The organism is Streptomyces sp. Inha503 (assembly GCF_047215865.1).
GTDB classification, from domain to species: Bacteria; Actinomycetota; Actinomycetes; order Streptomycetales; family Streptomycetaceae; genus Streptomyces; species Streptomyces lycopersici.
Genome location: NZ_CP178360.1, coordinates 11,155,024 through 11,168,753, shown reverse-complemented (window position 1 = coordinate 11,168,753; position 13,730 = coordinate 11,155,024). Strand labels below are relative to the sequence as shown.

The following is a 13,730-nucleotide window of genomic DNA, read 5'->3' as shown; positions in this document are numbered from 1 at the left end:
GGCCGTCCCCGTGTGAGGCCCGACCGCCTCATACAAACGATTGATTCAAACGATCGCTTGAGACCACCGTAGTGAGGCGCACCGAGCACCGCAACCACGCACGTCGACGTCACTTCGAGACACAGACGTCACTTCGAGACACAACGGAAGGCAGACATGGCTTCGCAGGAGATCACGGAACGGAACAAGGAGACGGTCCGGGCGTTCATCGACGCCCTCAACCGCCAGGACCTCGACGGCCTGGGCGCGCTTCTCGCGGACGACGCCACCTGGACGGTGTGCGCACGCGACATTCCCGGCGCCGGCTCACACGAGAAGAAGACCGTGCTCGGCCGCGTCCTCCCGGCCGCGATGGCCATCTTCGAACCGGGCGAGCCGAAGACCGAGATCACCCGCATGATCGCCGAGGGCGACATGGTCTCGGCCGAGATGGTCAGCTACGGCCGGCTGCGCCACGGCGCGGTGTACAGCAACCAGTACTCGCACGTGTACGAGATCCACCAGGGCCGCATCACGGCCATCAGGGAATACACCGACACCGACTACGCGGGGAAGATCATGGCCGGAGCCGTGGCAGCGGGCCACACACTCGACCTCGACTGAGCGCCGGCCCGGACCGTTTCCCGAATCCCGGGCGTCAGGGGGCCCGGAAGACCGCGAGCACCGCCGCGACGAGCCGATCCGTCTCCGCGTCGGCGTCCGTCGGCGCGGTTTCGCCGGAGGCCCCGTGCGGAGCCAGGTCGGCCAGAGCTCCCGCCTGATGCAGAGCCAGCAGACCGACCATGACGCGATAGCGGAAGGCCACGTCGGGCGCGGACACGCCCGGCAGAGCCCGGTTCAGCTCCTCCAGATAGCGGCCTTCCACCCCTCCGACCTCGTCGGCGAACAACTGTCGTATCTCGGGGTCCGGTTCACACATCACCCGGCCGAGGAAGCGCGATACGGCCGGCCCGTCACCGTCGCGTCGGCGCGCCAGGTTCGCACCCGTGCGCACGAACGCCTCGACGAGGTCGGCCACGTCGGGCCTGCCGCCATCGGCGAGAAATTCCTCCAGGAGGCGCCGCCGCTCCTCGTTGACAGGCCTCATGGCCCGGTCCACGACGGCTCGCAGCAACCCTTCCTTCGATCCGAAGTGGTAGTTGACCGCGGCCACGTTGGCTCCGGCCGCGTCCGTCACCGCGCGCAGCGAGGTCGCCGCGTATCCGCGCTCCCCGAACAGCCGCTCGGCGACGCCGAGGATCCGGTCCTTGGTTCCCGCGGACACGGATCCGCCCTTCTCAGCCATGGCCCGATTTTAAACGAGCGCTTGAACCGGGCAAGTCCCGACACCGGAGAGCGCGCACAGACCCCCCGGCCCAACCTCTAACCTTTACGGCACTGTTCACTTTCGACCGAGGCGCCGCTACGGTAGCCCTTACAGCACTGTTCAAGATCAGGAGTGATCGGTGACCCAGGAGAGCCCTCCCCATGACCCCGCCCATCACCTTCGGCACGGGCAGAGTCCACCCGTGCCGCGGCGGTGGACGACCCTGGCTCTGCTCTGCATGGCGCAGTTCCTCCTGATCGTCGATGTCACGGTCATCAACGTCGCGTTACCCACCGTCGGCGACGCGCTTCACCTCAGCCCCGGCCAACTGACCTGGGTGGTAACGGCGTACACCCTGTGCTTCGGCAGCCTGCTGCTGCTCGGTGGCCGGGCGGGGGACGCCCTGGGCCGCAAGCGCACGTTCCTCACCGGCCTCCTGGTCTTCACCACCGCGTCCCTGCTGTCCGGCCTGGCCGACGGCGGCGGCACCCTCATCGCCGCGCGCGCCGCCCAGGGCGTGGGCGCGGCCCTGCTCTCCCCTGCCGCGATGGCGATCATCACGTCGATGTTCGACGGCCCCGAGCGACATCGCGCACTGGGAGTCTGGGCGGCGATCGGCGGCAGCGGCGCGGCGTTCGGCGTGCTGCTCGGCGGCCTGCTGACCACGAGCCTGGGCTGGGAATGGATTTTCTTCATCAACGTCCCGATCGGAGCGGCGGTCTTCGTCAGCGTGGCCGTCCTGTTGAAGGAGCGGGACGAGCCCGCCCCGGGACACCATCAAGCGCCCCGGAAGGGCGTGGACGCGGCCGGGGCACTCACCATGACGGCCGCGCCGGGCCTGCTGATCTACGGCCTCGTCCAGGCTCGCGATCACGGATTCGGCTCGGCCTCGACCCTGCTGCCGCTGGCGGGTGCGGTCGTCTGCGCGGCGGTGTTCGTGGCCGTGGAGCGGTCGGTCCGGGCGCCGCTCGTCCGGCTGTCCGTCCTGACCCGCCGCAACCTGGTCGGCGGCAGTACGGTCATGCTCGCCGCCTCCGGCCTTCTGATCTCCTTGTTCTTCCTCTGCTCGCTCTACCTCCAGCAAGTTCTGCGACTCAGCGCCCTGCGAACCGGTCTGGTCTTCCTTCCCGTGGCCGTCGCCATCACCCTCGGGGCACACTTCGGTTCGCAGGCGGTCGGCAGGTTCGGCTGGCGTCCCGTGGCGGCCTCCGGATTCGTGCTCGCCGCGATCGGCATCCTGCTGCTGTCACGCGTCGACGAGAACGGGAACGCGTGGACACAGGTCCTACCGGGATTCCTGATCGCCGCGGCGAGTCTCGGCACCGGATTCGTCGCCGCCACCACCAGCGCCATGAGCGACGTCCCGCACGAGGACATGGGCCTCACATCCGGTCTGGTGAACACCTGTCATGAGCTGGGCGCGGCGCTCGGTGTAGCCGTCGTGGCCACGCTCGCCGGCGCGAGCCTGGAAACCGGCGGCGGCTCGGTGCCGACAAGTGGCTTCGACCGCGCGTTCCTGGCCTCCGCGCTGATCTCACTGGGCGCGGCGGTGGCCGCGGCCCTGCTGCTCCCCCGCGGCAGGCCCGACCCTTCCCAGGGACCGGTCTTCGCGCACTGAATTCCAGCACCCCGCGAACCCCGACTCCCGTCACCCGGACGTCGATCCCCCGCCTCGTCCGGGTGACGGGTCCCGTCAAGACCGCTTGACTAGTGAACTACGGCGATTGATAGTATTTCCGCAGCGGCGACCATCGTTCGTTGTCTGGCGGAAGGGACATCGCCATGGGGGAAGACCGTTCCTGTTGCCTTCAGGCCCAGCGTTTATGAGGGCGGCCACGGGGGGCCGCAACACAACGTCCGAGCTGCACGGCCCGCATTCGAACGAGCGCTCCGACGGCCACATCCTGCTGATCGACCCGGATCCCGGATCCCGGACCCTGATTCAGCGCGCCCTGGAGGACTGCGACGTCTGCGCGTCGGTGACCTCGGTCGCGACCTCGGCGAGCGTTCCCGTCGGCGGCCTCGGCGCGCCACTGACCCTGGTCCTGTCCTCAGAGGTGGACCACCACGAGGTGGCTCCACTCGTAGACCTGTTGGCCCAACCCGACACCCGCATCGTCGTGGTCCTGCGCATGCGGGCCCGCGAACGCTTCGAGGACCTCGCGGGCTTCCCCGTGGACGCCGTCATGCACGGGGAGGACCTTTGCGGTCCGGCGATGGCCGAAGTCCTGGCGCATCGAACGCAGGACACGGTCGTCGTATCCCGGCAGGCCGTACGCCAACTGTTCCACCTCGCCAGCAGTTCGACCGCATCGGCCGCCCCCTCGCCTTCGCTCACCGAACGGGAGGCGGAGACACTCCGGTTCATGGCCTCCGGCATGAGCAACCGGCAGATCGCGCGGGACATGGGCATCACGGAGCACGGCGTGAAACGGCACGTCGCCAGTATCTTCGCCAAGCTCAACTGCCGGAACCGCACCACGGCTGTGGCGGTGGCGCTCCGAACCGGGCTGGTATCGCACCAGTCTCCCAAGTAGCCAATCGCCCGTTCCCACCACCGCTCTGAGAAGCGCCACCGTCCTGAGAAGCGATGCGACCCTGCTCATCCGTCGGCGACCGCCACGCGCAGAGGCGCCCGGAAGGACAGCAGCCCCAGCATCGGTGTACTCCCCGCGCCTTCCACGAGGCGTGCCTTCGGCAGGCTGCGAGCCGCTGCCCGCAGGGCCACCGCCGCTTCCGTCCGGGCCAATGACGCACCCGGGCAGCGGTGGCGGCCGATGCCGAAGGCCAGGTGGTGGCGGATGTTGGCCCGCTGGGGGCACATCCGTTCCGGCTCTGTGAAGACCTCCGGATCCGAGCCGCTGCCCATGAGCATCAACAGCAGCTGCGCGCCCGCGGGCAGCTCGACTCCGCCCAGTTCCACCGGTCGTGCCACGGCCCTGCGCCAGGTGGTCACCGGTGGCTCGCGCCGCAGCACCTCCTCCACCCAGGCGCCGGCCGCTTCCGTCTCCTGTGCCGCGCGCGGCCACAGCCCGGGCTCGCTCAGCGCTCGGCGCAGTACGGTGGCGATGAGCTGGCCGGTGGTCGACTGGCCGGCGATGAAGACGAAGAAACAGGCGCCGACCGCCGTCTGCGGGTCCAGAGGTGTTCCGTCGGGCAGACGGTGCCGGGCGAGTGCTCCGATGAAGGTGTCGGCGGTGGCGTTGGTGGTGCGGACGGTGGTGCTCAGCCACTGGTGGAACTGACCCGCCTGTTCGGCCAGTTCCAGCTGTCGGTCCGGTGCGGGCCTGCCCCAGAACAGCTCCAGTGAGGCGTCACTCCAGCGGATCAGCGTGGCCGGGTCGACGTCGTGGATACCCAGCAGCTCCATCAGCACCCGGCAGGGAAGGACCTGGGCGAAAGAGGTGAACAGGTCGTATTCGCCGTCGGCCTCGATGCGTGCCCGCGCCGTATCGAGCAGTTCCGCGGCCAGGCGCTCGATCACCGGTACGGCGGCCGCGACGCGCCGGGCGTTGAAGAACCGGGTGACCACCCGGCGCAGGCCGGGGTGGCTGTCGGTGCCGTTGTTGGCGAGCGCGGGCGGGAGCTGGAAGCCCGCCCGGGCGAGCACCCGCAGCACGGCCACGGGCAGCGGGGTGACCGCGTGCTGGGCGTTGTCCGGTCGGAAGGTGGCGGGGTCGAGCAGCACCCGGCGGATGTCCCGGTGGCGGCTGACCAGCCACAGACCGGTGCCCGCGTCATGATGCACGGGCGCCTGGGAGCGTAGCCGGTCCAACCAGGGGTAGGGGTCGCGGACGAAGCCGTCCCCGAACAGGTCCAGACCGTGCAGCGGACCGTCCGCGCCGGGCGGTAGAGGCCCCGCCGCTCCGCTGCCGGGTCCGCCGTCGCGGACCTCCGTACCAGGTGCGGAGGTGTCCAGAACCGGGATGTGCACGGACGGACGCTAACACGTGGCCGCCCCGGCACCGCCACCCTGTGCGCGGTATCACTCGGACACCCGGCGGCCGCGCCGGTGGACCGCACCGGAAGCCTCCCCACCCGCCGACCGGCCACCAGGCGCGTGTCAGAGTAGCGGTCATGGCCCAGCACCCCGTCCAGCCGACCACACCCGCCCCGGCGGCGGTCTTCGACTGGATCGACCGGCGCACCGAGTTGCGCCGCCGCGCCGGACTGACCCGTGACGTACGCCCTCGACCGGCCGACGAGCCCGTACTGGATCTGGCGGGCAACGACTACCTGGGCCTGGTCCGCCACCCGCGAGTGGTGCGGGCGGCCACGGAAGCGGTGGCGCGCTGGGGCGGCGGCGCCACCGGCTCACGTCTGGTCACCGGCACCACGCGGCTGCACCAGGAACTCGAGGAGGAACTCGCGGACTTCTGCGGCTTCGAGGCCGCGCTGGTCTTCTCCTCCGGATATACGGCCAACCTGGCCGCCCTCACGGCTCTGACCGGGCCGGGAACACTCATCGTCTTCGACGCCTACAACCACGCCTCCCTGGTCGACGGCTGCCGACTCTCCCGGGCGAAGGTCGCGCAGGTGCCGCACCGCGAGCCGGGCGCGGTGCGCACCGCGCTCACCGGGCACGGCGGGGGCCGTGCACTGGTGGTGACCGACTCGGTCTTCTCGGTGGACGGCGACGCCGCGCCGCTGGTGGAGCTGGCCGAGGCCTGCCGTGCGCATGGCGCCGCGCTGCTGGTGGATGACGCGCACGGCCTCGGAGTTGTCGGCGACGGGGGCAGCGGCGCGCTGTCGGCCGCCGGTCTGGCCGGCTCCCCCGATGTGGTGGCCACCGTGACACTGTCGAAGTCGCTGGGTTCCCAGGGCGGGGCGGTGCTGGGCCCCCGCAGGGTCATCCGGCACCTCATGGAGACGGCCCGCACCTTCATCTTCGACACCGGGCTCGCCCCGGCCGGGGTGGGCGCGGCCCTGGGCGCGCTGCGACTGTTGCGCGAGCAACCGGAGCGCGCCGCACGAGCCCGCGAGGTGGCCCGGCGGCTGTCGGCGGGCCTGGCGTCCGCCGGGCTGGAAGCGAGCGTGCCGGACGCCGCCGTGGTGTCCGTCCGCGCGCCCTCGCCGGAAGCCGCCGTGGCATGGGCGCGAGCCTGCCGGGAGGCAGGCGTGGCGGTGGGCTGCTTCCGCCCGCCGTCCACGCCCGACCGCCACTCCCGGCTACGACTCACCGCACGCGGCGACCTCACCGACGACCAGATCGAGCAGGCCGTGACGGTGATCGCCCGCTGTGCCCCGCGCAGCGCCTCTATCGCCGCGACCGAAGTGAGGTCCCCGGCGAAGCCGACGTCGGCCGACCGGGAGCGGGCCCAATGACCCGTCAGCCGATGGAGAGGCCCAGGTCCGTCACATACCAGCGACCCTCCACGACACCGGCCTCGATCCTGATACCGACCTGGTCCTCCTCCACTCCGGTGGAGTGCGACAGGACGATGGCCTTCAATGTCTGACCGTCCACGGTGATCTGCTCACCGTCGACCGTCGCCTTCTTGTCCTTGACCGGGACCTCGGCGACCTTCACCGTCGGGGGGTTCTTCGGCTGGTCGGGCGTGAACGAGGTGTGCATGCGATGGATTTGATCCGCCATCTGCTGTGCCTGCGGCCCCTTGCCCGAGCACATCGCCTCGGTGCTGGGCTTCGCGGGAGACCCGTCGGTGGCCGGTAGCGCCATGACCGAGCAGGCGTCCTTGGGACGGTCCTCGACGACCGCGGTCACCCACGTGGCCACCACCCCCTGCACCGTGGACTGATCACCGGACTGCCCCTCCGGGGTTGGAGTGGCCCTGGGGGTGGTCGAGGTCGAGCCCTTCGTGTCCTTCGCGTCGTCCGTGTCCTTCGTCTTCGTCGAGTCCGCCGAACACCCCGCGAGAACCGGCACCGCGGCCATCACGCATATGCCGGCGATCCAGCCGACAACGTTCCTCTTCGACCTGGTCATTCCCATGTGCTCACACTTTCTCAATGGTTCTTCATGGTCCGGCGTCCCCGGAATGATCTGCGTGTCCTTCCGAGGCGGCGGGGAGGCCAAGCCTCCCGGTACCCCGTCAAGGGGAGTGATCGTTCCGCATTATGTCTAGGTGATTTCCATGTCCATGAGCGGGGCGTACTGCTGGCCGGCGTAGCAGTCGGTGTCATGGAGGTCGCCCTGGACGGTGGGCCGTGGGAGGGAGACCTTGACGGCGAGGGCAAGGGGGTGGTTGACCACGAGGACCCGGTCGGGCTCGGTGCCGTAAAGGGTGGCGAAGAGCTGCTCGTCGAGGAAGCCGGTGGCGACGAGGGCGTCGTAGGCGGCCTCGTCGTGGCACATGAAGTCGAAGGTGAGGGTGAAGGGGCCGGCGTTCTTCGAGCGGACCAGGGAGCAGTAGTCGAGCAAGGTGGCCATGGGGTCAGAGCTCCTCTGTGACGGTGCGGAACAGTTCGGTGGGGGTGACGTCGGTGACGACGTGGTGGAGGGTGAAGCGGTACAGGGCTCCGCGGTCCATCTCGGGCGGCGAGTACGGATAGGCGAGGGTGGAGACCAGGCCGTCGTACTCGGCGATGGGCAGGTGACTGCTGGCGTGGGCGACGAATGTGGCGATGGTGTGGGCGGTCTCCTGGTCGGGTGCGGTGATGGTGATCAGGACGCCCAGTTCATGTGGGTTGAGCGGGGCGGGTTCGCTGCCGGTGAGGACGGCTCCCGCGCCGTAGAGGCGGTAGTCGATGTCGATGTCGGCCGGGTCGACCCGGCCGTCGAAGACGTCGAGGATCTTGGCTTCGAAGTACTCCTTGGCCGTCGGCAGGAGCTTGGGGAGGGCGTCGATGACGACGCGGTCGCGCACACCGCCGAAGATGACCGTCTGGTAGCCGACGAGTTCGGCGCCTTCGAGCTTGTTGGTGTAGCCGTCGGCCGGGACGTAGCGGGCGCCGCGGACGCGGACGGTGCGCTCGTCGACCGGCTCGTAGGTCGCCTGGGTGGTGTCCAGCACACCCGAGGGTTCGGCGATGTAATACGGGTCGGCGTTCTCGTACAGGGTGTGGGCGGCGACCGACCTGGGGGTCAGCCGGGTGCCGGAGGCGAGTGTGGTGACGTCGAAGTGGTCCTCCCGCAGCGTGACGAGCAGGCCGTTGGCGGACGGCGGGATGGCACAGGCGGCGCCGCACTCGATCGTCTTGGCCATGTGCCAGGTCAGGCCCGGGTCGGCACCTCGCATATGGGGCAGTGCCGCGAACAGGGCGGTGTCGCTGGCCCGGCCGGCGAGGACGACGTCGCAGCCGTTCCGTAGGGCCTCCTGGAGGGGCTCGACGCCCATCATCGCGACGGTGTGGCTGCGCTCGAACAGCTCCCGGTCGATCTCAGGCGCGTTCGCCAGGCGCCGGATCCGGCCAGTGTCGTAGAGCTCCTTCAGGCGCTCGACGGGCTGGTCCGCGTAGATCAGGCCGAGCTTGAAGCGCAGATTCTCCTCAGTGGCGAGGGAGCGGGCGAGTGAGACGACCTGGTCCACTCCGCGGTCGCGGCCGGCGGTGCCGCAGGCGCCGATGATCAGCGGCACGCCGAGCTCGTCACGGGCCTTCAGAAGCAGCCGCAGATCGCGGGTGACCGCCTGGGCGGACAGCTTCGGGGTGCCCGAGCCGAGGGCGGCGGGGCCGGAGTCGGTGGAGCCGGCGTCGCAGGCGATCACGTCCGGGCGGGCGGCGAGGCCGCGCGCGAGCGCGTCGGCGTCGAACCCGGCACCGAGCGCGCCGGTGGGAGCCAGGATGCGGAGTTCCATGAGTGTGGAGCCTTTCCTCATGCCCGAGGGGGCGGAAGTCGTGGGGTGTCAGGCGGTTCAGGCGGTGACGTGGTCGGGGACGCGTCGGGCCAGGCGGGTGAAGACGAGGAAGGTGACGGCGGCGAAGACGGCACCGTTCAAGAACATGTAGCGCCAGCTGGTCAGGTCGACCGTGGTGCCGAGGATGGCCGGGCCCAGCGCCATGCCGGACGCGGAGGCGATGGTGTAGAGGGCGGTGTAGGTGCCCAGCACCTTCTGCGTCGGCGCGAGGTTCCACAGTGCGACGAGCGCGTTGACCGCGAATGACGCGTACCCGAGGGAGGAGAGCACCATCGCCGTGACCGTGCCCGGGGCGGTGGGGACGGTGAAGCCGACCAGGACCCCGGCGATGAACAGGACGACGCCGTAACGCACCGCGCGCAACTGCCCGAGCCGGTTGGAGGCGTAGGCGATCGGCAGCACGGACACCAGGAACGCGACCGCGCCGGGCAGGACGAGGCCACCGGCCTCACCGCGGGTCAGGCCGAGAACCTGCGTACCGTACGGGGTCATCAGCGAGCGCAGCGCGGACCACATCCCGGCGAAGCAGAAGATGCCGACCATCAGCAGCGGCGTCGGGCTGGACGGGGAGCGCAGCGCGTCCTTCAGCACCGCCCATGGAGAGCCGAACTCCCGCCCGTCCTCCGCCGTCTCCTCGTCGGGCAGGAGGACCTCGGTGTGGCGGCGGCCGAGGAAGGTCCAGGACAGCCCGAGCACGATCAGCATCAGCAGCGGGGGGATCGCGAAGGCGAGTTGAAGGGACCGGTCGACGACCAGGAGGCTGATCAGGGAAGAGACGACGACGGTCAGGCTGACACCGGCCTTGATGAAGCCCTGGGCCCTGCCGCGGGCGGACGGCGCGACATAGTCCGACACCAAGGTCTCGGTGACGCCCTTGAAGGCGTTGGCGACCGCGGCGAATCCGACCACGCACACCATCAGCGCCGGCAGGTTCGTCGCCCAGGGGATGAGGACGAACGGCACGGTGGCGAGCGCGGCGCCGGCCAGGACGATCGGCCATCGGCCGGTACGGCGGCGGGCGAGCCTGTCGGAGAGGAATCCGACGGACGGCTGGGTGAAGATGCCCCAGGAGTGGTCCAGGCCCATGATCAGCCCGATGGCGCCCGCGGAGGAGAAGTAGTGCCGCAACTGCTCGGGGACCTGGGCGTCGTAGAAGTTCCAGACCGCTTCCTGAGCGAACACGGCGAGGGTCACCCAGAGCACCGCACCGCGGTTCATGCGCTCGCCCACCGCCGGGCGGGGCGATGTCGTGGCCGGGTTGGAGGCGGGCGGGAAATCAAGCGGCATGGGATAGTGACTCCTACGCTATATGCTATAGCAAGCGAGACGTGGGCGGAGAGTTGCCCCTCGACGTATCCCGTACGTCGGGGAGGCAGGCGGATCGAGGGTCAGCCGTCGGACAGCTGGACGAGGGCGGCGCGGTGGTGCCGCGCGGCAAGCTCCTCGGCGCGGTCCTCGTCCCGTTCGAGGAGAGCGTCCAGCAACGCGCGATGCTCGTGGTAGCGGGCACGGAACGCCTCGGCATGCTCGGGAGCGAGCCTGATCGTCAGATCGAGCCGCTCCTCGTCACTGAAGGCCCGCGCCTGATCCAGCAGGCCCTCCAGGACAGGGTTGCCCGCACACGCCTCCACCTGGCGGTGAAACAGGCGCAGCTCCTGGAGGACGGCCGCGAGCCCGTCGCTCACATCGGCCTCCACGCCCTGCCCGGCGACGGTCTTCTCGATCCCGGCGACGATCCGGTCGGTCCGGGCGAGCAGTGAAACCAGGCCGGTGAGCTGCTCCGCGGTGGCGTTGCGGGCGGCGAGGCGCGCCATGAGGGCGGACAGGCGGACCTCGGCCTCCACGATCTCGGAGCGGGCCGCCGAGGAGTGCTCGGCGATCCGCAGGGCGCGCGGACCCGCCCTTTCGACGACCTTCTCGTGCACCAACTGCCGCAGCGCCTCACGGACCGGGGTCGGGCTGACGCCGAGGCGGGCTGCCAGGTCGCGTTCGGTGATCTTCTCACCCGGCCGCAGGACACCCCCACGGATCGCGTCCCGAAGCCGACGGTATGCCTGGTCGGCCAGCGACGTGGTCTCCATGGAACCCAGGGCGTCAGCGCTCATGCCGATGAGAGTACTTCTGCTATAGCAAACAGTCAATGTGGCCATATCTCTGTCGCAACGGGCCGGTGGCGGCCCAACTCCCCGGGGCCGCCGTACGCTTCGAGATCCCGCAACGCGCATGAGCCGGGGAAGCGGGCTTACGGTGGAAGGGTCATCGCGCGGACGTCCGCCACAGGCCGATGAGCGGATTGAACGGATCGAAGCAATGGCCGAAGCGACCAAGACAGCCCCTCGTACCAGCGCGTCCCCCCGGGGACAGACATCGGCTCCAGCCGCGAGGAGACGATCCCGCGGCCCCCGCGCGGCGGCCGAGGACGTGTCCGCGCGCCATTCGGTGACCGTCCAGTGCGATGGGCGGCGGGTGGAGCTGCCGCCTCAGGAGCAGCTCTGCTTCCTCGCCGGGCTCGGCGTCCTCGCCGCCATCGGGATCATCGAATGGCCGGTGGCGGCGGCCATAGCGGTCGGGCACGGGCTGGCCCACAGCCAGCACGGCAAGGCGCTGCGCGAGTTCGGAGAGGCCCTGGAAGAGGCATGACACAGCAGACACCGGACACGCCGGGAACGCCGGCCACGCCGGACTACCCCGCGATGATCGTTCCGGTCGGGCATGTGGAGCCCGTACCGCGCCGCATCCGTGGCTTCGTGGCCGGACGCCCCGTCTTCGACACCGTACGGGCGCGCTATGTATGGCTCTGGCCGGGCTATCCGCAGTACTGCGTGCCCCGCGACGACATCGCCGAGGGGGCGCTCGTCGACGAGGGCCGGAGCATGGCGCTGAAGGTCGGCGGGGCGCGCCGCCACACCCTCCAGATGGGCTCGCTCACCCGCCCGGGCGCGGCCCGGGAATGGGGTGAGGACGCGCCCTCCGGCATCGTCGGCCATGTCAGCTTCCGGTGGGAGGCCATCGACGCCTGGTTCGAGGAGGACGAGCAGGTGTTCGTCCACCCCAGGAGCCCGTACACCCGCGTCGACGCGCTCCGGTCGGGCCGCGCCGTGCGCGTCGAGCTGGACGGCGCCGTGATCGCCGACGCCCCGAGCTCGGTGATGGTGCTGGAGACGGGGCTCCCGACGCGCTACTACCTGGACCGGGTGTATCTGGACTGGTCGCGCATGGAGCCCACCGAGACCGTCACCAGCTGTCCGTACAAGGGCATGACGAGCGGCTACTGGTCCGTCCGGACCGACACCGCCACCCACCCGGACCTCGCCTGGACCTATGACTTCCCGACCCGCCAGGTGTCCCCCATCGCGGGGCTGGTCGCCTTCTACAACGAGAAGGTCGACCTCTTCCTGGACGGCCGGCCGCTGCCCCGGCCCGCCCCGGTCTCCAGGGCGAACTGGGAGAAGGAACACCGACAGGCGTAGAACACCTCCTCGCCCGGAAGGGCCCTGGGCCTCGGCCCAGGGCCCACACGCGTATCCCACGGCTAGGATTGACGCCCCGTCAGTTCCGTTCACGGAACGCGCACGCCCCAGGCCCACGAGAGGAGAACCGCCCATGAAAGCGCACCGCGGCACCAGATGGCTCACACTGCCCACCGCACTCCTGCTCGCCCTGCTCCCCACCAGCGCCTCCGCGTACCCCAACCCCGGCCGGGTGACGGGCGACACCGTCGTCCACGACCCGTCGATGGTCCGCGCCACCGACGGCACCTATCTGCTCTACTCCACCCACGGCGGCCTGGAGGCCCGCACCTCCACCGACCGGATCGCCTTCAGCCGCTCGGGCAGCGCCTTCACCACCCCGCCCTCCTGGTGGCGGACGTACTCCGCCGACAACGACCCCTGGGCGCCGGACATCTCGTACCAGGGTGGCGGCTATCTGATGTACTACGCCGTCTCGTCCTTCGGCTCCAGCAACTCCGCCATCGGCCTCGCCACCTCCCCCAGCGGCAGGGCCGGGACCTGGACCGACCGCGGCATCGTGCACTCCACCACCGGCTCCAGCGACTACAACGCCATCGACCCCAACCTCTTCGTCGACGGCGACGGAAAGTGGTGGCTGTCGTTCGGCTCGTGGTGGTCGGGGCTGAAGATGATCCGTCTGGACCCGGCCACCGGCAAGCAGTACGCGGGCGACAGGACGGTCTACGCCATCGCCTCCCGGCCCACCGGCACCAAGGCGATCGAGGGCCCGTCGGTCGTCAAGCGCAACGGCTACTACTACCTGTTCGCGTCGTACGACACCTGCTGCGCGGGCACCAGCTCCACGTACAAGATCAAGGTCGGCCGCGCCACCAGCCCCACCGGCCCGTACTACGACAAGAGCGGGGTGAACATGATGAACAACGGCGGCACCCCGGTCCTCGAGTCCCATGGCCGCTACATCGGCCCGGGCGGGCAGTCGGTGATGAGCGACGTCGACGGTGATCTGCTCGTGTACCACTACTACGACGGCCAGGACAATGGCACGCCCAAGCTGGGCGTCAACCTGCTCAGCTGGTCCGGCGGCTGGCCGACCGCGTACTGACCCCCCACATGGTGGCTGCCGTTCCCAACGGC

The 13,730-nt window shown here is 70.1% G+C and carries 14 protein-coding genes; 7 read left to right on the top strand and 7 right to left on the bottom strand.

Annotated elements, in window-relative coordinates:
• The first annotated feature begins 156 nt into the window (after positions 1 to 156).
• Entirely contained in the window at positions 157 to 603 is a 447-nt protein-coding gene (locus ACJX2R_RS46225; protein WP_413105002.1) for a nuclear transport factor 2 family protein, read from the top strand.
• Between the two features lie 34 nt (positions 604 to 637).
• Here ACJX2R_RS46225 and ACJX2R_RS46220 read toward each other — a convergent pair whose 3' ends face one another.
• A complete protein-coding gene (locus tag ACJX2R_RS46220; protein WP_413105001.1) occupies positions 638 to 1,285 on the bottom strand; it encodes a TetR/AcrR family transcriptional regulator in 648 nt (215 codons plus the stop codon).
• Between the two features lie 259 nt (positions 1,286 to 1,544).
• Here ACJX2R_RS46220 and ACJX2R_RS46215 point away from each other — a divergent pair, with 259 nt between their 5' ends.
• Positions 1,545 to 2,924: an MFS transporter gene (locus ACJX2R_RS46215; RefSeq protein WP_413105000.1), complete on the top strand. Its 1,380-nt coding sequence runs from the start codon at positions 1,545 to 1,547 to the stop codon at positions 2,922 to 2,924.
• A gap of 205 nt (positions 2,925 to 3,129) precedes the next feature.
• Positions 3,130 to 3,843, top strand: a complete 714-nt coding sequence (locus tag ACJX2R_RS46210) for a response regulator transcription factor (RefSeq protein ID WP_413104999.1) — start codon at positions 3,130 to 3,132, stop codon at positions 3,841 to 3,843.
• A 65-nt stretch (positions 3,844 to 3,908) separates the two neighbouring features.
• Here ACJX2R_RS46210 and ACJX2R_RS46205 read toward each other — a convergent pair whose 3' ends face one another.
• A complete protein-coding gene (locus ACJX2R_RS46205; RefSeq protein WP_413104998.1) occupies positions 3,909 to 5,240 on the bottom strand; it encodes a cytochrome P450 in 1,332 nt (443 codons plus the stop codon).
• Positions 5,241 to 5,383: 143 nt separating this feature from the next.
• Here ACJX2R_RS46205 and ACJX2R_RS46200 point away from each other — a divergent pair, with 143 nt between their 5' ends.
• Complete coding sequence (locus ACJX2R_RS46200) at positions 5,384 to 6,631, top strand: 8-amino-7-oxononanoate synthase (RefSeq protein WP_413104997.1); 1,248 nt, start codon at positions 5,384 to 5,386, stop codon at positions 6,629 to 6,631.
• 4 nt (positions 6,632 to 6,635) lie between these two features.
• Here ACJX2R_RS46200 and ACJX2R_RS46195 read toward each other — a convergent pair whose 3' ends face one another.
• From ACJX2R_RS46195 to ACJX2R_RS46175, 5 genes are all read right to left on the bottom strand, one after another.
• Complete coding sequence (locus tag ACJX2R_RS46195) at positions 6,636 to 7,253, bottom strand: hypothetical protein (protein WP_413104996.1); 618 nt, start codon at positions 7,251 to 7,253, stop codon at positions 6,636 to 6,638.
• A gap of 135 nt (positions 7,254 to 7,388) precedes the next feature.
• Positions 7,389 to 7,697, bottom strand: a complete 309-nt coding sequence (locus ACJX2R_RS46190) for a DUF4387 domain-containing protein (protein ID WP_413104995.1) — start codon at positions 7,695 to 7,697, stop codon at positions 7,389 to 7,391.
• Positions 7,698 to 7,701: 4 nt separating this feature from the next.
• The gene (locus ACJX2R_RS46185; protein WP_413104994.1) at positions 7,702 to 9,063 is read right to left on the bottom strand and encodes an acyclic terpene utilization AtuA family protein; all 1,362 of its coding nucleotides are present in this window, start codon (positions 9,061 to 9,063) and stop codon (positions 7,702 to 7,704) included.
• A gap of 57 nt (positions 9,064 to 9,120) precedes the next feature.
• Positions 9,121 to 10,410 carry an MFS transporter gene (locus ACJX2R_RS46180; protein WP_413104993.1) on the bottom strand — a complete coding sequence of 430 codons (1,290 nt, stop codon included), beginning with the start codon at positions 10,408 to 10,410 and terminating at the stop codon, positions 9,121 to 9,123.
• Positions 10,411 to 10,511: 101 nt separating this feature from the next.
• Positions 10,512 to 11,228 (bottom strand): GntR family transcriptional regulator, encoded by a 717-nt coding sequence (locus tag ACJX2R_RS46175; protein ID WP_413104992.1) that lies wholly within the window; start codon positions 11,226 to 11,228, stop codon positions 10,512 to 10,514.
• A gap of 316 nt (positions 11,229 to 11,544) precedes the next feature.
• Here ACJX2R_RS46175 and ACJX2R_RS46170 point away from each other — a divergent pair, with 316 nt between their 5' ends.
• The 3 genes from ACJX2R_RS46170 to ACJX2R_RS46160 all read left to right on the top strand — a co-directional run bounded on the left by ACJX2R_RS46170 (position 11,545) and on the right by ACJX2R_RS46160 (position 13,698).
• Positions 11,545 to 11,763 carry a hypothetical protein gene (locus tag ACJX2R_RS46170; protein ID WP_413104991.1) on the top strand — a complete coding sequence of 73 codons (219 nt, stop codon included), beginning with the start codon at positions 11,545 to 11,547 and terminating at the stop codon, positions 11,761 to 11,763.
• Complete coding sequence (locus ACJX2R_RS46165) at positions 11,760 to 12,593, top strand: DUF427 domain-containing protein (RefSeq protein WP_413104990.1); 834 nt, start codon at positions 11,760 to 11,762, stop codon at positions 12,591 to 12,593. The genes ACJX2R_RS46170 and ACJX2R_RS46165 overlap by 4 nt, the downstream gene beginning before the upstream one ends.
• Before the next feature lie 133 nt (positions 12,594 to 12,726).
• Positions 12,727 to 13,698 carry an arabinan endo-1,5-alpha-L-arabinosidase gene (locus tag ACJX2R_RS46160; protein ID WP_413104989.1) on the top strand — a complete coding sequence of 324 codons (972 nt, stop codon included), beginning with the start codon at positions 12,727 to 12,729 and terminating at the stop codon, positions 13,696 to 13,698.
• The last annotated feature ends 32 nt before the right edge of the window (positions 13,699 to 13,730 follow it).